Here is a 25918-nt window from a genome sequence, read left to right as displayed (position 1 = left end):
CACTAAACATACAAACCGGTCGACCGGTAGGCTTTTGGCCGTGCTAGTCGCAGATTTCCGACGTCAATGACTATCCGTCTCTATAGGTGAGACGGCCCTACTGAACAAACCGGCCGCCCGGTATGTTTTTGGTTATGACAGGACGAGCACGGGGGACGGCCACACCTCGATGGCGTGATGCCGAGGAGGCGAGCGAACTGAGTGTCGCGTCGCCCGAGATGGTTCTGCCCATGGCGCCCGCGCAGCAAGGCATGTTCGTCGACAGCCAGGTCAAGGACCCCGCCGACTACAACGTGGTGCTGCAGCTGCGGATCGACCCCATAGAGCCGGAGCGGATCGATTCCGGGATCCGGCTGCTCATGACGAGACAGCCGGCGCTGCGCAGCGCGGTCGCCGCCGGGGTCGACGGCGTGTCCTACGTGCTCGCGGACTCGGTCGAGCCGTCCCTGGTCCACCACGACCTGCGGGGGCGTCCCGATGCTCTCGCCGTACGTGACGAACTGAGCGAGATAGCCGAAGCTACGGCGGGCGCCGCCTTCGACCTCTCGGCGCCTCCCTTGTTCCGTGTCGCCCACTGCCGTCTCGACGCGGAGGACCGCCTGATCGTGGTCTGCCACCACCTCATCGCCGATGGGCTGTCGGTCAGCATCCTGGCCGAGCAGCTGATGGAGCTCGCTGTCGGCGGTGAGCCGATCGATCGCGACGTCCCGCGCGATACCGGCTTCGAGATCTACCAGCGACACCAGGCCTCGGCTCTGCCGGACAGGAAGGCAGCTCTCCGAAGCGACTTCTGGCAGCACAGCCTGAGTCGACACGAGGCCCCGAACCTCTCCCACTGGATCACCCCTGCTACGGGTGAGCTGACGGGCCGCGAAGTCCGCATGTCCGTGGACGAGGGACTGGCCCGGGCGCTGCGGAGTTCCGCCCAGGAAGCGGAGGTCTCGGAGTTCACCGTGTACCTGGGGGTCTTCGGTGTGCTGCTCGGGCAGTATGCGCATGCCGATCAGGTGAGCGTGGCGACCCCGTTCACCGACCGCTCGTCGCCGGAAGCCGAGCAGAGCATCGGCTGTTTCCTCAAGACCCTGCCGATCCTGGTCGACGCCGCACCGGCGCACACCGTGCGCGCCGTGTTGGAGCGACTCAGCCACGAGATCCTGCAGACCTGGAAGCACCTGAACTTCCCGATCACCGACCTGCTCAGTCAGCGGCCCGCCACGAAGCCGATCTTCGACATCACCTTCATCCAGGACCGCTACCCCGGGCATCCCGCGGGGGTCCGCGGCGCGGCGACATCCGATCGGGTACGGTTCCCGGGCCTGCTGACGGTGCTGGTCGAACAGATCGGCGACAACTGTGAACTGGTCTTCCAGTTCAAGGAGCCCGCGTTGTCGCTGGACCAGATCCGACGCTTCGGCCGCCGCTACCTGCGGCTGCTCGAGCAGGTGCCGGCCAACCTGGACGCGCCAGCCGGGTGCCTGCGGATCGACTCTGACGCCGAGACCACGGCGCTGTTGACGCAGCTGTCCGACACGCATCACCGCGACTGGGAACCGGTCCATCTGGGCGCGGCGTTCCTGCGCAAGACGGAGGCCGATCCGTCCGCGATCGCCTGGAGCGACGCGACGAGAAGCTATACGAATGCGTGGGCGCACGATGCCGCCGTCCTCGTCCAGCGTCGGCTGCGGAGAGCTCTCGGCGACACTTCCGGACCCGTCGCCATCCTGCTCCCCCGCGGCGTCCAGCTGCTCGTCGGCGTGTTCGCGACCCTGCTGGCCGGGCGGCCGTACGTGCCACTGGTGCCGACCACGCCGGCCGCGCGCCGGACCGCCATCCTCACCGACGCCGGTGTCAGCGCCGTCCTCACGATCTCCGACCTGGACCTCGCGCTGCCCGACGGGATGGTTCGGCTGGACCTCGACACGTGGGAGGAGCTGACCTCGCTCGACACCGACGAGCGGACCCGCAGCTCCGAACAACCGGATGCGGTGGAGCTGCACTCCGACGACGTCCTCTACATCGAGTACACGTCGGGCTCGACCGGTGTGCCGAAGGGCGTGATCATCCGCCACGACAGCCTCTACAACACCGCTATCGATCTGGAGCGGCTCTACCCGCTCGGCCCCGAGGACGTCTACCTGCTGAAGACGTCGTTCAGCTTCGACATCTTCGGCACGGAAGTGTACGGGTGGCTCGTCGGAGCCGGGCGTCTGGCCATCCTGCCGACCGGACTGGAAGGAGACCCAGGCGCCCTCCTGGGCGCCATCCGGGACGCCGGTGTCACCCACGTGAACTTCGCCCCGACCATGCTGCGGCTGCTCCTGGAGATGGTGGCGACCCAGGACCGGACCGACGACCTGACCTCGCTGCGGTACCTGTTCTGCGGCGGTGAGGCGCTGACCACCGACGTGGTGGACCGGTTCTTCGCCCTCTCCCTGACCTGCTCGCTGGAGAACGTCTACGGACCGACCGAAGCCACCATGTGGGCGACGCACACGACCGTGCGGAAGGCCGACGCCGCGATGGCGATTACCCCGATCGGCACCGCGCTGAATGACTACCGCGTCTACGTCCTGGGCCGCGACGATCAACTCTGCGGGGTCGAGGTGCCCGGCGAGCTGTGCATCGCGGGTCCGGGTGTGGCGGCGGGCTACCTCAACCGGCCGGAGCTGAACGCCGCGCACTTCGTCGACAACCCGTGGTACGACCCGGCGACCGATGAGTCGCACCAGCGGCGGATGTACCGTACCGGCGATCTTGGCTATCTGCGGGCGGACGGGCGGCTGGCCTTCCTGCGGCGGAACGATCGGCAGGTGAAGGTCGGCGGCGTGCGGGTCGAGCTCGGCGAGGTCGAGCACGCGCTGCTGAGGGTGGACGGGATCGTCGAGGCAGCCGCCGTGGTCGACGAGTCCGCTGAGCCCGCCCGGCTGGTGGGCTTCTTCACCGCCCGGCGTCACCTCGACGCGGGCGCCGTCCGGGCCGAGCTGGCGCGGACCCTGGAGCCGCAGCAGCTTCCGGCGGAACTGATCCAGCTGGGGCAGCTCCCCACCTCGGCGGCCGGCAAGCTCGACCGACGAGTCCTGCTGGGACAGGTGAGCGAGCGACCGGTCGTCGAACCACCGGCAGCACCCGCCTCGCCCGCCTCGCCCGTCGCCGAACGCCTCAGCAGACTGTGGCGCGCGGCGCTGGGCAGCTCGACGATCGATCCTGATCGGTCCTACTTCGAGCAGGGCGGGACCTCACTCAACGTGGTGCGGCTGCAGGCACTGATCCAGCAGGAGTTCGGGCAGCAGATCCCGATCACCGACCTGCTGAGGTTCCGGCGGGTGGGCGAGCAGGCGAAGCTGCTTCTGGACGCGGGCGTCGAGCCCGATCACGATCGCCACGCTGAGGCCCGCAGCGACGACGTCGCGATCATCGGCATCGGTCTGCAGGTCCCGGGGGCCGGTGGCGTCCACGAGTTCTGGGCGCAGCTCCGTGGTGGTGAGGAGACGATCACCTTCTACGACGACGACGCCCTGCGCGGGCTCGGGGTGGCCGAGAGCGACCTCCGCGATCCCCACTACGTCAAGGCGGCCGGCCGGCTCACGGGAGTGAACTCCTTCGACGACGCCCTGTTCGCGATCCCGCCCGCCGAGGTCGACGTCACCTCACCGCAGTTGCGACTGCTCTACAAGACGTTCTGGCGCGCGTGCGAGGACGCCGGCTACGACCCGACGTCGCTGCCCGGACGAGTCGGGGTCTTCGTCGGGGGCAACGACGACTTCGCCTGGTACGGCAGGAGTCTGCAGAACCCGGCGGTGTTCGGCGAGGCCTACCAGAACTTCACGCTGGCCACCAACCACTTCCTCGGCACGCGACTGTCGTACCAGTTCGATCTGACCGGGCCGTCGCTCTCGGCACTGACCGGCTGCTCGACGTCGCTGCTCACCGTCCACCTCGCGGTGCAGTCGTTGCGCACCGGGGAGTGCGACCTGGCCGTGGCGGGGGGTGTCACCCTGGAGCTGCCCAACGACGGTGGCTACCGCTACGTCGACGGGATGATGCTGTCCCCGGACGGGCACTGCCGACCGTTCGACGCCAAGGCCCGCGGCACCGTGTTCTCCAACGGCGCAGCCCTGATGCTGCTCAAGCCGCTGGCGGCCGCCCTGGCTGACCACGACCCGATCTACGCCGTGATCAAGGGCTCGGCGGTCGGCAACGACGGCCGCCGAAAGGGCTCCTACACCGCACCGAGTGAGGACGGCCAGTACGAGACGATCCGAGCCGCCTACGAGTCCGCGGGGATCGATCCGGCCACAGTGAGCTACGTCGAGGCGCATGGCACCGGCACCTTGCTGGGCGACCCCGTCGAGGTGGCCGCGCTCACCCGCGCCTTCGCCGACGCCCCCGCGGGTCACTGCCTGCTCGGCTCGGTGAAGGGCAACGTCGGACACACCGACTCCGCCGCCGGGGCCGTCGGCCTGAGCAAGGTCGCCCTCAGCCTGCAGCGCCGGTATCTGCCGGGGACCTGCAACTACGAGTCGCCCAACCCACACATCGACTTCGCCGCGACCCCCTTCACGGTGCTCGACCAGGGCCGAGCCTGGCCCGGCGAACGACGTCGCGCCGGAATCAACTCCTTCGGCGTCGGAGGGACGAACGTCCACATGATCATCGAAGAGGCTCCGTCGGTGCTCGATTCCGGGTCACCCCGGGCCGGGACCGACGGCAACGACCGCTCGCGACCACAGCCGTACGAGCTGCTGCAATTCAGCGCGGCGTCGCCGCAGGCCCTGGAGCGGACCTCTGCCCGAGTGCTGACCCATCTGGTCGAGCACCCTGACATCGCGACCGCTGACGTGGCCACGACCCTGCGACGCGGCAGGGCGCAGCTGCCGCACCGCAAGACCCTCGTGGTCGCAGCCGACGAAGCCCGCGACACCTGGCCGCAGCGGATCGCCGCAGCGGCCGCGACGTCGACGGTCGCCGGCGCTCGCACCGCACTGCTCTACTCCGGTCAGGGCAACCAGTACTGCGGCATGGGTCGCGATCTCTACCACAGCTCCAGTGCCGATGGAGAGTGCTTCCGCCACTGGATGGACCAACTGGTCGCCCTGCTCCCCGCCGACGACGCCGACGTCTTCCGTGAGGTCATCTACGGGCAGGCCGACCCGCGGATCAACCGGACCGAGTGGTCCCAGTTCGCGCTGTTCAGCACCCAGTACGCGATGACGAAGGTCTTGCAGTCCTACCAGATCACGCCCGACGTCCTGGTCGGTCACAGCATCGGCGAGCTCACCGCGGCGGCGGTGGCCGGCGTCTGGAGCATCGAGGACGCGGTCCGCCTGGTCCGTCACCGGGGGATGCTGATGCAGGCCCAGCAGCCCGGGGTGATGATCGCCGTCTCGGCGCCTGCCGCTCGGGTTCGCGACGTCATCGCCGATCTGGAGGGGGTCTGGCTGTCCCTGGAGAACTCGGCCGAACGCTCCGTCCTGGGCCTGACCGGCGAAGCGCTCGACGCCGTACTGGACCGGTTGGAGCTCGAAGGGATCTGGGGCAGCCGCCTCCAGACCTCGCACGCCTTCCACACTCCGCTGATGGCCGAGGCCGCCTGCGCCTTCGCCGACGCCGTCGCCGAGGTCGAGAGCCGCGACCCCGAGCTCCCGGTCATCTCCAACCGCTCAGGCTGCGTGGCGCGGGCGGGGGAGCTGACCGATCCGCACTACTGGGGCCAGCACATCACCGACCAGGTCCGGTTCGCGACGTGCCTGAGCACGCTGCTGTCCGATGGGCCACTGTTCGGGATCGAGCTCGGTCCCGGCCAGACCCTGACCAGCTTCGCGGCCCAGGAACCCACGCGGCGGCCGGACCAGGTATTCGTCAACGTGTTGCGCCACGCGGCCGAGACGACCCCGGACGAGCAGCACCTGCTCGGCGCGTTGGGCAGGCTGTGGGGTGCCGGGCTGCCTCTCGACGGCGCCCACGACTCGGGCCGCCGGATCTCGCTGCCGGGTTACGTCTTCGACGAGACACCGCACGTGCAGGACCGCGGGGTCGGCGACCTGAGGCCGCCGGCGGAGCCCACCGTCTCGATCCCCTTCTCGATCGCCCCACCACCCCTGGGCGGCGCCGAGGCGTCCGGTGCCGGGACGTCTGGCCCCGGGAGGTCGGAGTCCGGGGCGCTGGGGGAGGTTCGGGCCGCGTTCCAGCACGTGCTCGGACACTCGGTCGTGGCCGACGACGACGACTTCTTCAGCCTCGGGGGCGACTCGCTCAAGGCGACCGGGCTGTCTGCCCAGTTGCGACAGCGGCTCGGCGTCACCGTGACGGTGGCCGATGTCTTCGCCACCTCGACGCCCGCCGGCCTGGCCCAGCGCTTCGGCGGAATCGGCGAAATCGGTGGTCCGCCGGTGGCTTCCGTCCGCTCGATGCGCAAGGCAGCACCAGCCCCGGACTATCCCCTGAGCCCCGCCCAGCAACGCATGTACCTCGCGGCGAAGCTGGATCCAGCAGGGCTCGTCTACAACATGGCCTCGGCCACCCGTCTGGACGGGTCACTCGATCTCGATCGGGTGCGCCTGGCGCTGCGCCGGCTGGCGGCCCGGCACGAACCGTTGCGGACGACCTTCCTCGAGCGTCAGGGTGACATCAGGCAGCGCATCACGCCGGTGGAGGAGCTGCCGGCGGAGTGGCCGCTGGAGCACCTCACGGCAGACACCGCGGATCAGGCCGTCGCCGGCCTGATGGCGGACTTCGTCCGACCGTTCGATCTGCAGCGCGGCCCGCTGTTTCGGATGGCGATCGTCGACGGCGGCGCGGCGGGCAGCCTGCTGCTGTTCGACATCCACCACATCGTCGCCGACGCGACCTCGGCCGAGATCCTCAGCCGTGACTTCAGCCGGCTCTACCGCGAGGAACTGCCGCCGCTGCCGCTGCAGTACACCGACGTGGTCATGCACCTGGCCCAGCTCGAGGGCTCCGATGCCCTCACCGCCTCCGAGGACGAACTCGTGGCCGGCCTCCGGGATGCTCCCACCGACGAGCTGCTGATCCCCGATCACCCTCGCGGAAGTCGGGAGCCATCGGCCGGGCGCGTCGAGCTGCGGCTCGGGGTGGACCGGGTGGAGGCGATCAAGCGGCTCGGCGACCGGCACGCCGCGACCCCGTTCATGACGATGCTCGCGGCCTGGGGGCTGGTGCTGGCCCGGACCGCCGGCCGCGCCGACCTGGTCGTCGGCGTGCCGGTGACCGGACGAACCCTGGCCGAGACGGCCGAGATGGCCGGGATGTTCGTGAACCTGATGCCGATCCGGCTGCGACCGACGGCGGACACGACATTCAGCGACTGCCTGGAGCAGACCCGGGAGTCGGTGCTGAGCGCCTTGACCCACCAGGATGTGCCGTTCGACCGGGTGGTCGAGCGCCTTGGCGTACGCCGCCACGCCGCACGGCACCCACTGTGCGACGTCTCCCTCGACTACCACAACATCGAACACCACGAGCTCGACATCGACGGCGTGACCGCTCATCAACTCGAGCTGCCGCCCGTCGCCGTCGGGATGGACCTCGTGATCACCTGCACCGAGTCGGCGGATGGGCTGAGGATGCAGGTGGACTACCCGGCGGACGTGTTCCTGGGCACCACCATCGAGCACCTGGTCGCGCAGCTCGACGCGGTGTTGGCCAGTGTGTGCGAGGACGCCGGAGCCCGGCTCGACCAGCTCCCGAGCCCCTCGGCGGCGGAGGAGATCCGTGCTCGTCTGATCGACGAGCCGTTCCGGTCGATCCACGACGTGATCGCCGCGCAGGCCGCCCGGACGCCGGCGGCGACCGCGCTCATCGACGCCACCGGTGATCGTTACAGCTACGCCGAACTAGATGAGATGGCGAACGCCCAGGCGGCCCGGCTGCGCGCCGCCGGTCTGCGTACGGGCGAGACGGTCGCGCTGTTCGCGGTCCGCGACGTCAACCTCTTCGTGGCCCAGCTGGGGATCCTCAAGGCGGGCGGGGCCTATCTGCCGCTCGACCCGTCGCAGCCGGCCGCGCGGCACGCCCGCATCCTGGACGACCTCCGTCCCCGCTTCGGGTTCGCGCCCGCGGGCCTGGCGTCGGCCGCGGCCATCCCGACCGTCTTCGACATCGCGACCTGCACCCAAGCTCGGCTCGGCACCCTCGATGCCTCCCATGGCACGGAGGTCGACGGCACAGGGGTCGACGGCACACGAGTCACCGCCGAGAGCCCCGTCTACGTCGTGTACACGTCAGGCTCGACCGGTGCTCCGAAGGGCATCGTCATCCCCCACCGCGGAGTGGCCAACCTGCTGCGTGACCACCAGGAGCGACGGTTGTTCGCGCCGGGCGACGTCATCATCAGCCTGGCCGACCCGACGTTCGACATCTTCACCTTCGAGAGCCTCATCCCGCTGGCATGCGGTGCGAGCGTGCACATCTGCCCGGTGGCCGACCAGAAGGACGCAGCCGCCATCGCGACCCGGATCACCGCCTTCGCCGTGACGCACGTCCAGATGCCGGTGTCGAAGATGGCTGCCCTGTGCGGGCACCCGCGCTTCCGCGACCGGCTTCGGGATCTCCGGGTCGTCGTCTGCGGAGGCGAGCACTTCGCGGAGAGCTTGCTCGGGTTGTTGCAGGCGGAGACCGACGCGCGCGTGTTCAACATGTACGGCCCGTCGGAGACGACGGTGACCGCCACCGTCAAGGAGTTCGCTCGCGGGGACGACATCACGGTCGGCACCGCCATCCGCGGTGCCGCCGCGTTGATCGTCGACGAGTCCGGCGCGATCGCGCCCGCGGGCGTGACCGGTGAGCTCTGCATCGCCGGCCCAGGACTGGCCCTCGGCTACACCAACGATCCCCAGCGGATGGCCCACGCGTTCACCGAGATCCGGGAACTGCCCGGGATCACGGTCTACCGCACCGGCGACTCGGGACTGCGCCGCGCGGACGGCGAGATCCAGGTGTTGGGGCGGATCGACCAACAGGTCAAGGTCAACGGCAACCGAATCGAGCTCGGCGAGCTCGAGCAGACGGCGATGCGCGTGGCCGGCGTGAGCTATGCCGTCGCCGCGGTCGAGGACGACGCGCTCGTCCTCTACCACTGCACCAGGGACGGCGTCGACCGCGCCACACAGATCCGGGCCGAGGTCGCCGCAGCCCTGCCCTCCTACATGCGACCCGCCCGCATCCGGCTGCTGGCTGAGCTTCCGGTGCTGCCGAACGACAAGGTGGACCGCGCCGCGTTGCGGCTCCTGACCACGCAGCGGGGCGCCGACGTCCTCGATGCCCCGACTCCCGCGTCGACCCCCGAACAGTCAGCCCCCGCACAGGCAGCCCCCGGAGTCACACCTCAGGAGACGCTGGACCACATCCTGGCGGCCTGGGAGTCCGTCCTCGGCCAGGCCGTCCGGGCGGGCGACAACTTCTTCGATGTCGGCGGCAGCTCCTACAAGCTGATGCTGGTCAACAACCGGCTGGCCGAGACGCTCGGCGTGGAAGTGCCACTCACCCAGCTGTTCGAGCACCCGACGCCCCAGAGCCTGGCGGACGTGCTGAGCCGGCCGCACGCCGACCGCCATGACCAGGGAGACGCTGCCGACCCGGAGACCGATCCGCCCATCACCCTGGACGATCTCGCGGCCCTCGACGACTGGCCCGAGCAGCGATCCGGCGACGAGCGCAAGATCGCGGTGATCGGGGTGGCCGGTGAGTTCCCCGGATCGCCCGACCTGAGCACGTACTGGGCCAACCGCTTCGACGGCCGGGTGAGCATCTCCCGGCACACACCCGCCGAGCTGCGGGACGCCGGGATCCCCGAGCACCTGATCGATGACCCCCGCTACGTCAACGCACGCGGTGTCGTGGAGGCCGACGTCTTCGACGCCGACTTCTTCGGCTACTCCGCCAAGGAAGCCGAGACGATGGACCCGCAGCTGCGGCTGCTGCACCAGACCGCGTGGCACGCCCTCGAGGACGCCGGCTACGTACCGGGAGAGCACTCGGCCACCATCGCCCTGTTCGCCGGCAGCGGCAGCAACGTCGCCTGGGTGGCCGGCCTGCTCGGTCGCAACAGCGACCCGATCGGCGCGTACGAGGTGTTGACCGCCAACGAGAAGGACTTCCTGGCCACCAAGGTGGCCTACAAGCTGAACCTGACCGGTCCTGCGATGACCGTCCAGTCAGCCTGCTCGACCTCGCTGGTCGCCGTCCACGAAGCGGTGAGGTGTCTGCGCCAGGGCGACGCCGACATGGCGCTGGCCGGCGGCGTCGCGCTGAACTTCCCCCGCCGGGAGGGCTACGCCTGGTCCGAGGGCATGATCTTCAGCCGGGACGGTGTGTGCCGGCCCTTCTCCGAGGATGCCGACGGCACCGTCGGTGGCCAGGGCTGTGGCGTGGTGCTGCTCAAGCCGCTGAACGCCGCGCTCGCGGACGGCGATCACATCTATGCCGTCATCGCCGGCAGCGCGGTCAACAACGACGGCGGCCAGAAGATGGGCTTCACCGCCCCCAGCGTCGGCGGCCACGAGCAGGTCATCCGGGCCGCGCTCGCCGACGCCGGTGTCGCCGCTGACGCGGTCGGGTTCGTGGAGGCCCACGGCACGGGTACCTCACTCGGCGACCCGATCGAGTACGCCGCCCTGGCCAGGGCTTATGGGCAGAATCGACCCTGCGCTCTCGGCTCGGTCAAGGCGAACATCGGGCACCTGGACGCCGCCGCCGGCATCGCCGGGCTCCTCGGAGCAGTCGGTGTGCTGCGACGCGGTCAGATCCCGCCGATGGCCGGCTTCACCGGGCTGAACTCCCGGATCGAGCAGCAGGGCTCGCTGTTCGTGCCCAGCAAGGTCATGGTGCCCACCGACGAGCTGCGGCTCGCCGCCGTGAGCTCGCTCGGTATCGGGGGGACCAACGCGCACATCGTCCTCGAGCGCGCGCCCGAGCGCCCCGCAGACGAGTCCGAGCTCGGTCCTTGCGTGCTCCCGGTCTCCGCGCGCACCGATGACTCCCGACGGCGCATGCAGGAAGCCCTGGAAGCGTTCTGCCATGGCGGCGCGCCGCTGCGCGACGTCTCGTACACACTGGCGCAGGGCCGCGCGCAGTATCCGTCACGGGCGGCCGCGGTGGCGGCTGCGGACCGCACATTCCGCTGGATCGAGCCGTCGGACGACAGCGCCGCCCTGAACGTCTCCGACGACGTGGACCTCGTGCTCGGGAGCACGGTCCGCGACGACCCGACGCCGGCGGGAGCCGCGCTGCGTGCGGCGCTCGAACGCGAGCTGCACGGTTTCGACGCCGACGTACGCGAACGACTGCGGGCCGCGCTGGAGGGTTCCCGCTCGGTGCCGGTCGGCGTCTGCCGGGTCGCCCAGTTCGTGCTGCGAGCCGCCGTCTTGCGCGTCACCGGCCCGGACGCCCTGTTCGCCCGACCGGGATCGGATCGACTGCTCCGCATCGCCGCCGCAGCGGTGCGCGGAGAGCTGAGGTCGGATCAGATCGTGACGCGCCTGCGCGACGGCGTCGCGCCGACGAGCCCGTCCACCTCGCCGGCTGATGCGGTGTCCCTCGTGTCCGGGCCCGTGGATGCCGCGCTGGTCCGAGAGCTGCTCGTCTCGCTGTGGGTGCACGGGACCGACGTCGATCGGAGCCTGTTCTGCACCCCCGGCCGTCGGGTGCCACTGCCCGGCTATGCCTTCGAGCGGCGCCGGTTCACCTCCGACGTCCGCCTGGACCACCTGCTGGGCCTGAGCCACCCCACGCCGACACCAGTGGCCCAGCCCGCCCTGCCCGCCTCAGCCCCCGCGCCGGCATCGGCGACGGCCGACCAGCCGACGGCGACGGTGGACGCGATCCGCGCCACCTGGTCGGAGGTGCTCGGGACCGCGCCGACACCCGACGCGGATTTCCTCGCCTCGGGCGGCGACTCGCTCACCGCCGTACGCTTCTGTGCCCTGCTGGCAGACCGGGCCGGCGCCGAGCTCACCGTGGCCGATGTCTTCGCCCACTCGCGCTATCGGGACCTCGCCTCGTTGGCCGAGTCCCGCCGCTCCCGGTCGGAGCCGGCCGCCTGCCTCGTGCCGGTGCTCCCCCAACCGGCCCCGGCCGACGCCAGGGCACCACAGGTCGTGCCGGCCTCGCCGGCGCAACAGCGCCTGTACGCCGCCTGCGCCCTGCAGGAGGACACCACCGCCTACAACCTGGCGCTGGCGTACCGGGTGGTCGGACCGTTGGACGTCGACGCCCTGCGCGCCGTCTTCGCCCGTCTCGTCGCTCGGCACGAGCAGCTGCGCACCAGCTTCCACCTCGAGGGCGGCCGCCTGATGCAGCACATCCACGCCTGCGGCGACGACGTCGTCTCGGTGTTGCACCTGAGCGCGGCCCAGGCTGCCGCACGGCGGCAGGCCCGGCCGCGATCGTTCGACCTCTCCAGCGCGCCGCTGCTGCGCGTCGAGGTCGTCCGGGTCAGCGCCGAGGAGCACTTCCTCTCCCTGGATCTGCATCACATCGTCGCCGACCAGACTTCACTGGCGGTCCTGTCCGACGAGATCACCGCCGAGCTGCAGGGCCACCCGGTGGCCGGAGCTCCGATCAGCTACACCGACTACGTCGCCGATCTCCAGGCACGGACCCAATCGGGCGCGTTCGACCAGGACGTGGCCTTCTTCGCCGAGCTGCTCGACGGGGAGATTCCCCGGCTGGAGCTGCCGACGGACCGGACGCCGTCCGGCGCCGCGACCCACGAAGGCGCTCGGCACACCTTCGTCAGCACCGCCCGCCGTCGAGACGTCGCCGACCTGGCACGAGCCTGCGGTGCTACGCCGTACATGGTTCACCTCACCGCCCTGACCCGGCTGCTGAGCCTGTACAGCGGCCAGCCGGAGTTCGTGGTGGGGACCGCCGTCTCCGGACGCACGATGCGCGGGTCCGAGCAGGTGGTGGGCATGTTCGCGAACACGCTGCCGCTGCGCCTGAGGGCTGCGGCCGAGCACTCCGTCGCCGACGCCGTCGGGACCGTTCGAGACGACGTTCTCGCCCTGCTCGCCCACCAGGAGGCCCCCCTCGATCAGGTGCTCGCCCAGCTCCGTCCCGCCGCCGGGGGACCGGACGACGCGCTGTTCGACGTCTTGGTCAACTACGTCACCGTCGGCACCGACGAGCCCGAGCTCGACGGTCTGCGGTTGGAACTGCAGCCCCCCGGTCCGATCATGAGCCGGTACGCGTTGTCGGTCAGCATCGCCGAGCGTGCCGACGACTTCGAGGTGGACATCGAGTACCGCACCGAGCTGTTCGACGCCGGCACGATCAGCCGCCTGGCGCAGCAGCTGGACCTCCTCCTGGTCGAGCTGACCGTGGACCCGTCGCGCCCGCTGCGCGACCTGCGTCTGGAGTCACCAGCCGAGCTCGCTCGGCGCCGGGCCGAGCTGACGGCCGCCGGCCCGGAGATCGACAGCTCCTTGCTCGACCGGCTGCGCACCGCCCTCACCGAGCATGCCCACCGGACGGCCCTGAGCTGGCACGGCCGCGAGTGGACCTACGCGGAGGTCGACCGGATCACGGACTCCATCGCGGGAGGCCTGCAGGAAACGGGTGTCGGCGTCGGTGACTTCGTGGTCTGCCTGGTGGAGCGCGACCCGTGGCAGGTGTTCTGCCGGCTCGCGCTGCTCAAGTGCGGCGCCATCGAGATCCCCCAGGACCCGCAAACACCCCTGCCCCGGCTTGCGCACATCCTCGCCGACAGCGGCGCCCGGGTCGTCCTGGCGACCGATCCCGGCGCCCATCCGTGGTCCGCCGAGGTGACTGCGTACCGCCCGGACGCCCTGGCGGGGTCCTACACGCCGCCGGCGGACCTCACCGCCGCCAGCCCATTGATCCTCATCTACACCTCGGGTACGACGGGACAGCCGAAGGGCACCCTGGTGTCTCACGGAGGTGTCCTGAGTGCCAGCGTGGACAACGGCTACATGGACTACCGGCCGGACCAGCGCATCATGTACCTGACCGGCTCGACGTTCGACCCGTCCCTCCTCGACCTGTACGCCACCCTGCTCAGCGGGGCGACTCTCGTCCTCGGTGACCACACGCTGAACCAGGACATGGCGATGCTCACCAGGTTCTTGCGCGAGGAGCGGATCGACGCGGGCATCTTGATCACCGCGGTGTTCCACCTGCTGATGGCCGAGGATCCCGCGGCCGTGAGCGGACTCACCGCGCTGTACGTCGGCGGCGAGGCCATGCAGCCATGGGCGGCCCGGCGCGCGTTCGACGTGCTGGGGCCCGGACGGTTGTACAACCTGTACGGGCCGACCGAGGCATCGGTGTGCTCGACGTGGTACCGCGTCGACGAAGCACCTGAGGGCGACCGGATGCCGATCGGCTACCCGGCACGCAACCGAGAGCTGTTCATCGTGCACCCGGACGGCACCGACGTGCCGCGCGGCGTGCCTGGGGAGCTGTGTGTGGCCGGACCCGGCGTCGCACTCGGCTACCACCATCGACCTGACCTGACCTCCGAGCGGTTCCCAGCAGAGATCGGCGCGATCCGCCGACGGCTGTACCGCACGGGTGACCGGGTGGTCTTGGACGAGCGAGGGCGGATCGTGTATCTGGACCGCACCGACCGGCAGATCAAGCACGCCGGCCACCGCATCGAGCTGTCCGAGATCGAGTTCGCCGTGCAGGCCTGCACAGGTGTCGGAGAAGCTGTCGTCGTCCACACCAAGGACGGCAACGACAGTCGGCTGACCGCGTTCTACACGGGCGCGTCGGCCCCGGACGAGGATGACCTGCGCGCCGCGCTGCACGCGGCGTTGCCACCCCATCTGGTGCCGCAGCACCTCGTCCGGCTTCCCGGCCTTCCCCTGACCCCGCACGGCAAGGTGGATCACCGGCTACTGGCGAGCCAGGCCCAGCCGGCTCGGACCGAGGACGCCGGCCCAACGGTGACCACGGCGGCGACCGACCTGACGATCCTGGCGACTTTCCGCGAGGTGCTGGGTCGCCCTGAGCTGGGCCTCGACGACGACTTCTTCGCGGCCGGCGCCCAGTCGCTGCAGGCCATCGCGGTGGTGCGCCGGCTGCGAGAGACCGGCCTCGAGGTGCAGATCAGCGACCTGTACCGGCACCCCAGCGCCGCGGCCCTCGCGGTGATCCTGTCGGCGACGGCCGGGAACGCGGGCGTGTGGAGCGAGCCGAGTGCCACCCGGACCCTGGCCGCCGAGCAGGTCCGGCGTCTGGTCACCTGGGCCGTCGCGGACAGCGTCCGGGTGGCCGAGGCGTTCACCGACGAGCAGCCCGACTACCGATTCGAGATAGGAGCGGCGGCTCGGCTGCACCGCTCCAGCGGCGCGGCGACGGGCGGGTACCTGCACGCCATCGACCACGTCGCCCTGTCGCAGCTGAAGGATGCCGTGGCCGCGATCGTGCTGCGGCACGAGATGCTGCGGGCGCGGCTCGTCGGGGATCACTTCGAGGTGCTACCGCCCGAGGCTTTCGAGGGACTGGCGCCGCTGCTGGCGGTGCTGGACCTGCGCGGTGTCGAACCCCAGCAGCTTCAGCAGGTCACCGAGGAGGTCGCGGCGGCCCTGCCGGAGGAGGCCTTCGGCAGCGGGCTGTTGTGGCGGTGCGTCATCCTGCAGGACACCGACGACAGCGTCCGACTGGTCTGGGCCTTTCACCACAGCATCTTCGACGGCTTCAGCGCCGGGATCCTGCGGGAGGAGATCACTTGCCTCGTCCGCGGCGCCGACCTCACCACGGTCCAGCCATACAGCCGCTACGCCGAAGCGGTCGCTGTCGAGCCGGACTGGGGCACCGAGCTGGCCAGCTACGACTACGCGGGCTGGCTCACCGCCAACGCCTCGCTGCTGGACGCCCCCGCCTCGGCACGCCCACGCGGCCGGCGCAGCCTCCGGCTGGAGCGGCACAACCCTCTCGAGCTGGCGATTCGCACCGTGCACGAGGAGTTGTCGCGGCTGAGCGGTCAGAGGTCGATCGCGGTCGGTCTGGTCAACGACTGCCGACGGTGGCTCGGCCAGGACTACACCGACTGCGTCGGTGAGTTCCTCGACGTCGTTCCGGTCCTGCTGCGCGACGGAGCAGGCACTCACGGCATCGCCGAGCGGCTCGACCGAACCCGGGAGGAGGGCGTCCACTTCCTGGACGGGCTGAGCACGACACCCGACCGATCCGGCTTGCTCGGCGACCTCCAACAGGTCTATCGCAACGAGCAGGGCAGGCTCCAGCTGACCCTGGTCAACTTCCAGGGCCACATTCCCGCCCACGAGATGCCGCAAACCACGGCGGACGGACCGGGTCTCGCTCACACCCACGTCAACGTGTGGCACGACGACGAGCACCTGCACCTGGAGTGGCTGGCCGACTCCGTGGAATCGCTCGAGGCCACCTCGATCGGAGCACGGTCGTGACCACCCCCATCGCGATCACCGGCCTCGCGCTGCGCTTGCCGGGCGCCACGACTCAGGACGAGTTCTGGCAGCTCCTGGTCGACGGGGTCGACCGCACCGCCGTGGTGAGCGAACGGCGTCGAGAACTGGCCCGTGCCCCGCACTGGCGCGACACCATTGGCGAGGTCGACGACATCGAGTACTTCGACGCCGGGTTCTTCGGGATCGAGGCCGACGAGGCGCGGTTCATGGACCCACAGCACCGGATGGTGATGGAGCTGAGCTACGAGGCCATGTGCGATGCCGGCCTCTTGGAGACTCGGCGTCAGGCAGGTCCCCGCGCGGCGGATCGTCGCTATGCCGTCCACATGGCGATCGCCAGCAACAGCTACTACCCGCTGGTCTGTCGCTACCTCGACGAGCACGGGACCGCGGACGTGCACCCGCGCACCGTGATGAACGTGATCAACAGCGCCCTCGCCGCCCGGGTGTCGCACCAGTACGACCTCACCGGTCCGGTGATGGCGGTGGACACGGCCTGCTCGTCGTTCCTGACCAGCCTGACGCAGGCGGCGGACGCGATCCGCCATCAGGACTGCGACGGAGCGGTCGTCGGGGGTGCCAACCTGTTCAGCGCCGCCTACAACGCGCAGCTGTGCACCATCGGGGGGATCACCACCTCACACCCCTACACGCGAGTGTTCGACGAGAAGGCGGACGGCACACTGCTGGGCGAGGGGGCGGTGGTCTGCGTCCTCGAGCGCGAGGACATCGCCCTGCGCCGCAACCGCCGGATCTACGGTCGGATCCGGGGGTACGCCATCAACAACGACGGATCGTCGTTGAACATCATGGCCCCCAATCCCCGTGGGCAGGCCAACGTCATCCGGGACTGCTACGCCGACGGACTCGACCACACCCGGGTCTCCTACGTCGAGGCGCACGGCACCGGGACCCGGATCGGCGACCCGATCGAGTTGAACGCCCTGTCCAAGGTGTTCCGCAAGTCCGACTTCGGGGACACGGCGGTCGGGATCGGATCGGTCAAGTCCAACATCGGTCACCTGCTGGGGGCGGCCGGAGGGGCCGGGTTGGCCAAGCTGCTGCTATGCCTCCAGCACGAGCAGCTGGTGCCCAACCTGCACCTGGAGACCGTGAACCCGCTGCTGCAGTTGGAGGACACCCCGTTTCGGGTGATCACCGAGCCGACACTGTGGCCACGGGTGGCAGACCGTCCACGTCAAGGGGCGATCACCTCTCTGGGTCTCGGCGGCACGAATGTGCACGTCGTCATCGAAGAGGGAGACCCGGAACGCCGCGGCACCGAGCTGTCGTGCCCCGTGCTGTGCCTGTCCGCTCAAGACGAGGACGCCCTGCACCGCATGCTCGACGACCTGTCGGCCCAGCTCACCAGGCGTGACGTCGACCCGTACAACCTGGCGATGACGCTGGCCCGGTTCCGACCCGCCTACGACTGGCGGGCGACCGTCCGGTTCGACCCAGCGAGCCGAGCGCTGTGCGAGGTCGGTGTGACACACGTGGACCGCCCGGTGCGACGGGTGCTGCTACGGCCGACCCTTACCGCATCAGCCGGCGAGGAGCGGCTCCGCGCGGCGCTGGCCTCGCCCCTGCTGGTCTCCGACGCCGAACCCGGCCGCAGCGAACTGGCCGTGTCACTCGGATCCGGGGACCACGACCCGCGGACGGTGGTCCTCGATCCCGGGTGGTTGCCGCTGGAGACCGCCGCCGCGCTGTTTGCCGCCGGAGCCGCCGTGGACTGGGAGCACTTCTTCCCCGCCGGCACCGGCACCGTCCTCACCCTGATGCCCTATCCGTACTCGAAGAAGCCGCACTGGCTCTGACCGCGAAAGAGGAACCATGACCAAGGAAACGATCAGGACCGTGCTCCTGCAGGAGATCTCCGCCGAGATCGCCATCCCACCGGCCGACATCGACGACCAGGCGAGCTTCATGCGGCTCGGTGTGTCCTCGGTGCAGGCGCTCAAGATCATCAGCCGGCTGCGCAAGCAGCTCGACCTGGACATCAACCCGGTCGCGCTGTTCGAGTTCAAGACGGTCGACGACATCAGCGAGTACCTCGCCGAGGAGGCTGCGGCGTGACCGTCCTGCAGACGGTCAGCCGCAACCTCGAGTACCACCAGCGGGTCAAGCGCGTCCTCCCCGGCGGGGTTCACTACAACTTCAACATGCCGTGGGCCGAGGTGCCGCTGCATTTCGTCGACGGCGCCGGCAGCCGACTGCGTGACATGGACGGGAACGAGTACCTCGACCTGTACGCCCGCTTCGGCGCGATGGTCCTCGGGCACCGCAACGAGGACTATCTCGATGCCCTGAGCGAGGCCCTGGAACGGGTGCTGTGCGTGAGTCACTGCGACTTCGACGCCGACGCGCTCGAGCTGATGAACACCCACATCCCCTCGGCGGAGATGGTCCGGTTCGGCCTGTCCGGCACCGAGATCCTGCAGACCGCCCTGCGGTTGGCGCGTGCCCACACCGGCCGCAACCGGTTCTTGCGCTTCGAGAACCACTACCACGGCAACGCCGACAACGTGATGGGCGGTCGCGTCCTCGACCCGGCGCGTCCGGTGCCGGTGGACTTCCGCGGCGACTACAAGGGCACGGCCGGTCGAGCCACCGACGTGATGGCCGACCAGTCATTCCTGCTGCCCTGGAACGACGCCGACCGGCTCGAGGACTTCTTCCAGACCTACGGCGAAACCCTGGCCGCGGTGCTGACCGAGCCCATCTGCGTCAACGGTGGTTCGATCGAGCCGTTGCCCGGCTTTCTCGAGCTGCTGCGTCGTCTGTGCACCGAGCACGGCGTGGTGTTGATCTTCGACGAGATGATCACCGGCGTACGGCTGGGGGTCGGCGGCGCCCAGAAGCGGCTCGGTGTCACCCCCGACCTGTCCACTTTCGGCAAGGCGATCGGTGGCGGCGGCGTGCCCGTGTCTGCGGTCGTCGGCAAGCGCGAGATCATGGGCCTGCTGGAGAGCAAGCAGGTGATCCACGCCGGAACCTACAACGGCTATCCGCTGGGTACCGCGGCCGTGAAGGCCACGTACGAGATCTTCGCCCGCGACGACGAGGCGCTGCTGCACGCGATGCACCGCCGAGCCGCCGCACTGCAGGACATCTTGACGCTCGAGGCCCACCGCGTCGGTCTGCCGTTGGTGGTGCAGGGCCCGCCCGGTGTGTCCGCCTTCCACTGCCGGGCGACACCGCTGGAGCGACCCAGCGACTACGACTTCGAGTTGATGGGCAAAGACATCATCCTCGCCACCGCCATGCAGCGCCATGGGGTGCTGATCTCCAGCATCTCCCGGATGTACCCGAACGCCCAGCTGTCCGAGGACGACCTCGACTTCTTCCAGCCGCGGGCCCGCCGTGCGGTGGCCGAAGCCAAGCAGTCCATCGACGACATCTACGGACTCTGAGCCCCCAACCGAACCTGGAGTGATCGTCGTGTTTGAAGCCGCTCGCGCAGCCAAGAAGCCGGCCCAGCCCTACACCAAGTACCTGGTCCTGTTCGTGGTCCTGACCATCGGATCGGTCTGGGGTCTGTCGCTGTTCTACCTGTTCGCCCATGACACCGCGGTGGCGGTGCTGGGCGACCTGGAACTGCTCAGCCCCGTGGTGATCGTGATCTTGCACAGCCCGGCCATCGCCACTTTGTTGATCTTGCTGCACTACGACGGCGGACGCGGCGTCGCCAACTTCGCCCGGACGCTCATCCCCCGCCGGCGTGATCTGATCTGGATCCCGGCGCTGATGCTGACGATGCTGGGCTACATCTTCGCGGTGCGTTACCTCTGCGTCACCTTCGGTGTTCCCGTGCCACCCGAGACCCTCACTCCGCCGGGCATGGCGCTCACGTTCCTGCGGCTGTTCGTGATGGAGGTCGGGATGGTGGCGATTGCCATCGGCTGGTTCGGGTTCTTCCTCCCGTTCGTCCAGCGGGTCACCGGCAGCCCCGTCGTCGCCGGTGTCGCCACCGGGTTGGGCATCGGCATCTTCGTCGCCCCGGGGAACCTGTTCGCCTCGTTCGAGCTGGCCACGGCCTGGCCGCTGTATGTGGCCCAGCTGTGTGTGCTCGGTGTCGGGATGGCCCTGCTGTTGAACCGGATGAAGGGCAACGTGTTGTTCTTCCTGCTCCCGTTCTGGGTCTCCGCGTCCGGCAGCCACTTCAAGCTGTACTACTTCATGGTCTCGACCCAACTGATCCAGCTGGTGCTGTTCAGCCTGTTGGTGCTGCTCGGCTACGTCGTGCTGAGGCGACAGGGACACGGAGTCCTCGACCCGCCGACCAGCTTCCCGGAGTACCTCGAGCACGCCTACACCACGCGCGTGCACGCCGTCGTGCCGGGAGTCGGGGACGCGAGCCGGGCGCCCCGGCCGAGCACGACGCATCCGCTCGAGCCAGTAGCGGTCGGGCAGGAGGATCTCACATGAGCTCGACAGCGGTCCGTGACCTCCGGTCCGTCCCGACCAGGCGTGCCACGCGCCTGGCTACGGCGACGACGTCGGTCCTGTGGAACCTCCGGCCTTCACCGAACGGACGTCAACTCGTCATGTTCCCTTACCTGGGCGGCTTCGGAGCCTCGTTCAACGGGCTGGTCGGCCACCTCAGCGGCAACTGGGACGTGTGGACCGTCAACCCACCGGGTCACGGGCCGTCGAACCTGGCGGCGCACCGTCGACTCGGACCGCTGGTCAGGTGCTATCTCGACGCTCTGCGGGAGATCCTGCTGCCCGGGGCGGTGTTCTTTGGTCACAGCATGGGCGGGATCGTGGCCTACCACGTCCTGCTCGCGATGGCGGACCGGCCGGAGTTCTGGCACCGGCAGCCCGGCGACCTCGTGCTGTCCGCCTCGTGCGCCCCGCGCGACCTGTCGGTCGCCGGCCATGCCGCCTCCTCCGAGCAGGATCTGCTGCGCCACCTGTCCGGGTTCGGGGCGATCCCGACGGAGGTGGCCAGCGACCCGGCTCTGGTCTCGTACTTCCTGCCTGCCTTCCGGGCGGACTACCAGGTGCTGGAGGAGGCCAAGCGGCAACCCGCAGGCCGTCTCGACGTCTCGACCCGGCTGGTGCTGGGCGAGCACGACCACCACACCCCCGAGGGGACGGCATCGGCCTGGCAGGACTACCTCGCGCGGCCGCTCCGCACCCACGTCCTCGAGGGCGAGGGACACATGTTCGTCCGGCACGCATTCGGGCCTCTCGACGCGATCGTGAACGATGTCTGAGTCCACGTCTGGGTCCACCGGCGCCACCGCAACGGTCCCGGCGCAGCCGCGCCGAGCCAAGTCCCCGGACGGGTTCCGCTCGTTCATGGTGATCTGGGCGGCTCAGCTCGTGGCCCGGGTCGGTAACGGGCTGACCGCGTTCGGCCTCGCCGTGCAGGTCTACCACCAGACCCGCAGCAGCACCGCGGTGGCCGTGGTCATGTTGGCGGCGTTCCTGCCCGGTGTGCTGCTGACCCCGCTGGGCGGCGTGCTCGCCGACCGATTCGACCGACGCCTGCTGATGATCCTGGGCGACACGTTCTCCGCGATCGGCTTGGTCGTACTCCTGCTGGCCTTCCGGGACGGAGTCGCGAGCACCGCCGTCGTCTGCGCGTGCGTCGCTCTCAGCTCGGTGTTCACGTCGGTGATGGACCCGGCCTACCGGGCGACCGTCACCGATCTCCTCACCCCCGAGCAATACACCCGGGCCGGCGGCCTGGTGCAGTTCGCCTCGGCGGCCCAGTTTCTGGTCTCCCCCGCGATCGCCGGCCTGCTGATGGCGCACTTCGGGATCCAGCTCGTGTTGGTACTCGACATCACCACCATGATCGTGACCACGTCGTGCATGGTGGTGGTCTGGCGCGGGATCGGGAGCACGAGGCCATCGGTCCGGCACAGCATCCGAAACGACCTGTCCGTCGGTGTGGGCTTCCTGATCCGCCATCGTGGGATCACGGTGCTGATGGTGCTGGCGACCCTGGTGACCTTCTGCATGGGGTTCCTGCAGACTCTGCTCACTCCGATGCTGCTGGAGCTCTCCGACGAGCAGAGCCTGGGCCTCGTCCGGTCCCTGGCGGCGGTCGGCATGCTGGTCTCCAGCCTGGCCATCAGCCTCTTCACCATGCGGCACCGGCAGAGCACGTACCTCTCGCTCTCGCTGGCCATGGCCGGAGTCGCCGTGGCCGCGATGGGGATCACGGTCGACGTCGTCTGGATCGGGATCTTCGCCTTCTTCTTCTTCCTGACGCTGCCGGTCCTGAACACCAGCGTCGAGGTGCTCGCTCGAGCGTCGATCCCGAACGCCGTGCAAGGTCGGGTCTGGGGCCTGATGGGGCTGATCTCACAGCTCGGCTACATCGTCGCCTACACCGTCTCCGGTGTGCTCGCCGACGCGGTCTTCACCCCGCTGCTCACCGCCGACGGCGCCCTGGCCGGCTCGCTGGGACGACTGATCGGCGTCGGAAGCTCACGCGGGATCGGTCTGATGCTGGTCCTCGTCGCGGCGGGCCTGATTGCGGTGGCCGCGGTCACCCCCCGGCTACGCAGCATCGGAGAGCTCGACAACCACCTGCGGCAGACGACTGCCCAAACCAAGGAGATCTGAACATGTGGATCGTCGCGATCATCGGCGCGGGATTGGTCACCGGTGTGGTGCAGCTCGCCCTGCAAGGCTTCCCCGCCGACCACGTCGTCGTGCTGGAGACAATGCTGCTGCACCAGTTCGCGGTCTCGCACGGGATCATCGCCGTGCTCGGGTTCATCATCAACGTGCTCATCCCGGAGAAGACCGCAGCGCAGCTGGGTTGGCCCGGTGGACCGTTCCAGGTCAAGTACGGGTTCGCCCAGCTCGGTCTGGGCGTGATGGGCGTGATGGCGATCTGGTTCCAGGGCAACTTCTGGGCCGCCACGCTCGTCACCCTCTACATCTATGGCCTGAGCGGGTTGTGGACCCACACGCAGGAGATCTGGCGCAAGCGCCGGAAGACCGGCAGGGTCGACTGGGTCGAGTTCGGCAACATCGTGCTGGACGTCGTCTACCACGTCGTGCTGACCGTGATGTCGTTGCAGATCCCCGGCGTCTGGAGCCTGGCATGACGAACCGCAACTCACTGCTGCTGCGCTACGCCGGCAACGACCTGATCAAGAACAAGGGCGTGAACCTCGCACTCCTCGTCGTCTTGGTGCTCTCAGCGTTCCTGATGGCCACGGGGGCGATGGTGATCGAGCGACTCGTGGGCGCGGTCGACCAGCTCTACGCCGAGGCGAAGCCCCCACACTTCCTCCAGATGCACAAAGGGGACTACGACGCCGAGGCACTGCAGCGGTTCGCGGCCGGACAGCCGGACATCCAGGCCTGGACCGTGGTTCGGATGTACGGATTCGACAGCTCGGCTCTGTCGTGGCAGCGCCCCTCGACGGGGCAGACCGGCGACCTGTCGGACAGCCTGATCGACAACCTGTTCGTCCAGCAGAATCCCGACTTCGACTACCTGATCGACCAGGCCGGCAACATCGCCCAGCCAGGCCCCGGCGAGGTCTACCTGCCGGTGGCCTACCAGCAGCGCTTCGGTCTGCAGGAGGGCGACCGGCTCAGGGTCGGTGCCGAGGCCGGCAGCCTCGAACTGGTCGTCCGCGGATTCGTCCGGGACGCGCAGATGGCGTCCTCGCTGTCGTCCTCGACCCGGTTCCTGGTCTCGCCGGCCGATCTGGTGACGCTCGGCCGCTCCGCCGGCGCCGAGCCGGAGATCATCGTGGAGTACCGGCTGAAGGATCCTGGCGCCACCGCGCAGCTGCAGGGCGCCTACGATGCGGACGCTGCGCTGCCCAAGAACGGGCAGGCGGTGACCTACCAGATGATCCGTATCATCAACGCCTTCAGCGACGGTCTGGTCGCGATAGCACTGATGTTCGCCAGCGTCGTGCTGATCATCATCGCCATGTTGAACCTCCGCTTCGTGATCCGAGGAACACTGCAGGACCAGGTCCGCGAGATCGGCGCGATGAAGGCGATCGGGATCCCCGATCGAGAGGTCTCGCGGCTGTACCTGGCGAAATACGGCGTGATGACCCTCGTTGCGTGCGTGATCGGCGGCCTGCTCGCGATCCTGGCGGCCGGTCTGCTGAGCCGAGACGTCCGGGTGAACTACGCGGCTGCGCCCCTCAGCGTCTGGACGTTCCTGGTGCCGACACTCGCACTGGTCGCCGTCTACCTCGTGGTCCTGGTCATCTGCCGGAGCGTCCTGCGCCGGGTGCGCCGGATCGAGGTGGTGAACGCGCTCGTGCACGGGAGCACCTTGACCGAGCGACAGACGGCGAAGCAGGCCCGGCGAGCGGCCCAGCGGGTCCGCAGTACCAGCTTGATCTCCTCCCGTGGCGGCAGTCTCAACCGTCGGCTGGCGTGGCTGGACCTCCGTGCGGAGGCGCGGCAGTGGGCGCTGCTACCGGCCGTGTTCTTCCTCGCCGCGGTGCTGATGGCACTGCCGATGAACCTGCTCAGCACCTTCGAGAGTCCTCGGTTCGTCACCTACCTGGGCGCCCCGGAGAGCGACATCCGCGCTGACCTCGCCTACACCGATGACCTCGACGCGGTGCGCTCCAAGCTGGCCGGTCAGCTCGCCGACGACGACCGGCTCCTCGACGTGCGCTCCTACGCCAAGATCCTCGGCGAGGTGGCGGGCCCCGAAGGTGCCGAAACACTCGATGTCGAAGTCGGTGACTACACCGGCCGCACGGTGGACTTCCTGGAGGGCGGGCCGCCGGCTGAGGGCGAGATCGCGCTCTCGGTGCTGAACGCGCAGAAATACCAGGTCGGACCCGGGGATCAGCTGCGCGTCCGCCAGGACCAGGAGTGGACGAGCCACGTCGTCAGCGGGATTTACCAGGACGTGACCAGCGGTGGCTACACCGCCAAGATGCAGGGCGAGGTGACGCAGGGAGCGGCGGGTTACGTCATCTACGCCGATGTCGCCGACGGCGTCGACCCGGCCGCGATCGCAGCCGAGTACGGTGCTCGGTTCCCCGCTGCCGCGGTGATCCCGATGCGGGACTACGTTCAGCAGACACTGGCGTACGTCACCGACGCCTTCGCCAGTGCCGCCGTGCTCAGCTTCGCGTTCGGCATCGGGGTCGCGGTGCTCATCACGAGCCTGTTCCTCAAGCTCCGGATGTCGAGCGACCGGCGCAAGATGGGGGTGCTGTCCGCCATCGGGTTCTCAGCCCGGGAGATCATCGCGCAGACCCGAGGCAAAACGCTGCTGCTGGCGGCCCTCGGGACCGTGGCAGGCCTGGTGTTCACCGCGACGCTGGGCGAGTCGTTGGTCGGCGGGTTGATCTCGCTGGCCGGGCTGGGCATTGCCCAGCTGGAGTTCCTGCCGACCGTCTGGCTGGTCTACGGGGTCTACCCGTTGATCCTCGTCGGCGCCGGCTACCTCGGGGCCGTTCTGCTTACCCAGCGGCTCCGCCGCACCGACAAGAGCGCATGGCTGAATCAATGACGGGAGC

Annotated in this window: 9 protein-coding genes; all 9 read left to right on the top strand. The window is 69.3% G+C overall.

Annotated features, from left to right (window positions below; all coding sequences use genetic code 11):
* Positions 1–230: 230 nt before the first annotated feature.
* The 9 genes from MLP_RS27785 to MLP_RS01220 are packed head-to-tail and all read left to right on the top strand — an operon-like array spanning position 231 to position 25911.
* Positions 231–16412: a hybrid non-ribosomal peptide synthetase/type I polyketide synthase gene (locus tag MLP_RS27785; protein WP_041789591.1), complete on the top strand. Its 16182-nt coding sequence runs from the start codon at positions 231–233 to the stop codon at positions 16410–16412.
* Positions 16409–18253, top strand: coding sequence for a polyketide synthase (locus MLP_RS01255; protein ID WP_013861169.1), 1845 nt, complete (start codon positions 16409–16411; stop codon positions 18251–18253). The genes MLP_RS27785 and MLP_RS01255 overlap by 4 nt, the downstream gene beginning before the upstream one ends.
* 16 nt (positions 18254–18269) lie before the next feature.
* Complete coding sequence (locus MLP_RS01250; RefSeq protein WP_013861168.1) at positions 18270–18512, top strand: acyl carrier protein; 243 nt, start codon at positions 18270–18272, stop codon at positions 18510–18512.
* On the top strand, positions 18509–19849 hold the full coding sequence (locus tag MLP_RS01245) for an aspartate aminotransferase family protein (protein ID WP_013861167.1): 1341 nt from the start codon (positions 18509–18511) through the stop codon (positions 19847–19849). Before MLP_RS01250 ends, MLP_RS01245 begins: the two co-directional genes overlap by 4 nt.
* A gap of 28 nt (positions 19850–19877) precedes the next feature.
* Positions 19878–20864 (top strand): hypothetical protein, encoded by a 987-nt coding sequence (locus tag MLP_RS28455; protein WP_197536486.1) that lies wholly within the window; start codon positions 19878–19880, stop codon positions 20862–20864.
* Positions 20861–21658, top strand: coding sequence for a thioesterase II family protein (locus tag MLP_RS01235; RefSeq protein WP_156820983.1), 798 nt, complete (start codon positions 20861–20863; stop codon positions 21656–21658). Before MLP_RS28455 ends, MLP_RS01235 begins: the two co-directional genes overlap by 4 nt.
* On the top strand, positions 21651–23021 hold the full coding sequence (locus MLP_RS01230; protein WP_013861164.1) for an MFS transporter: 1371 nt from the start codon (positions 21651–21653) through the stop codon (positions 23019–23021). Before MLP_RS01235 ends, MLP_RS01230 begins: the two co-directional genes overlap by 8 nt.
* Before the next feature lie 2 nt (positions 23022–23023).
* A complete protein-coding gene (locus MLP_RS01225) occupies positions 23024–23512 on the top strand; it encodes a DUF6790 family protein (protein ID WP_013861163.1) in 489 nt (162 codons plus the stop codon).
* Positions 23509–25911 (top strand): ABC transporter permease, encoded by a 2403-nt coding sequence (locus MLP_RS01220; RefSeq protein ID WP_013861162.1) that lies wholly within the window; start codon positions 23509–23511, stop codon positions 25909–25911. The genes MLP_RS01225 and MLP_RS01220 overlap by 4 nt, the downstream gene beginning before the upstream one ends.
* Positions 25912–25918: the final 7 nt, after the last annotated feature.

The sequence above is a fragment of the Microlunatus phosphovorus NM-1 genome (genome assembly GCF_000270245.1).
Classification (GTDB): Bacteria; Actinomycetota; Actinomycetes; order Propionibacteriales; family Propionibacteriaceae; genus Microlunatus; species Microlunatus phosphovorus.
This window is presented reverse-complemented; position numbering and strand designations above follow the sequence as displayed.

What these genes read in the sequence shown, in the direction of transcription:
- MLP_RS01235 (WP_156820983.1), top strand. Translation starts at nt 20,861, where the DNA reads ATGAGCTCGACAGCGGTCCGTGACCTCCGGTCCGTCCCGACCAGGCGT.
- MLP_RS01230 (WP_013861164.1), top strand. Translation starts at nt 21,651, where the DNA reads ATGTCTGAGTCCACGTCTGGGTCCACCGGCGCCACCGCAACGGTCCCG.
- MLP_RS01250 (WP_013861168.1), top strand. Translation starts at nt 18,270, where the DNA reads ATGACCAAGGAAACGATCAGGACCGTGCTCCTGCAGGAGATCTCCGCC.
- MLP_RS01220 (WP_013861162.1), top strand. Translation starts at nt 23,509, where the DNA reads ATGACGAACCGCAACTCACTGCTGCTGCGCTACGCCGGCAACGACCTG.
- MLP_RS01225 (WP_013861163.1), top strand. Translation starts at nt 23,024, where the DNA reads ATGTGGATCGTCGCGATCATCGGCGCGGGATTGGTCACCGGTGTGGTG.
- MLP_RS27785 (WP_041789591.1), top strand. Translation starts at nt 231, where the DNA reads ATGGCGCCCGCGCAGCAAGGCATGTTCGTCGACAGCCAGGTCAAGGAC.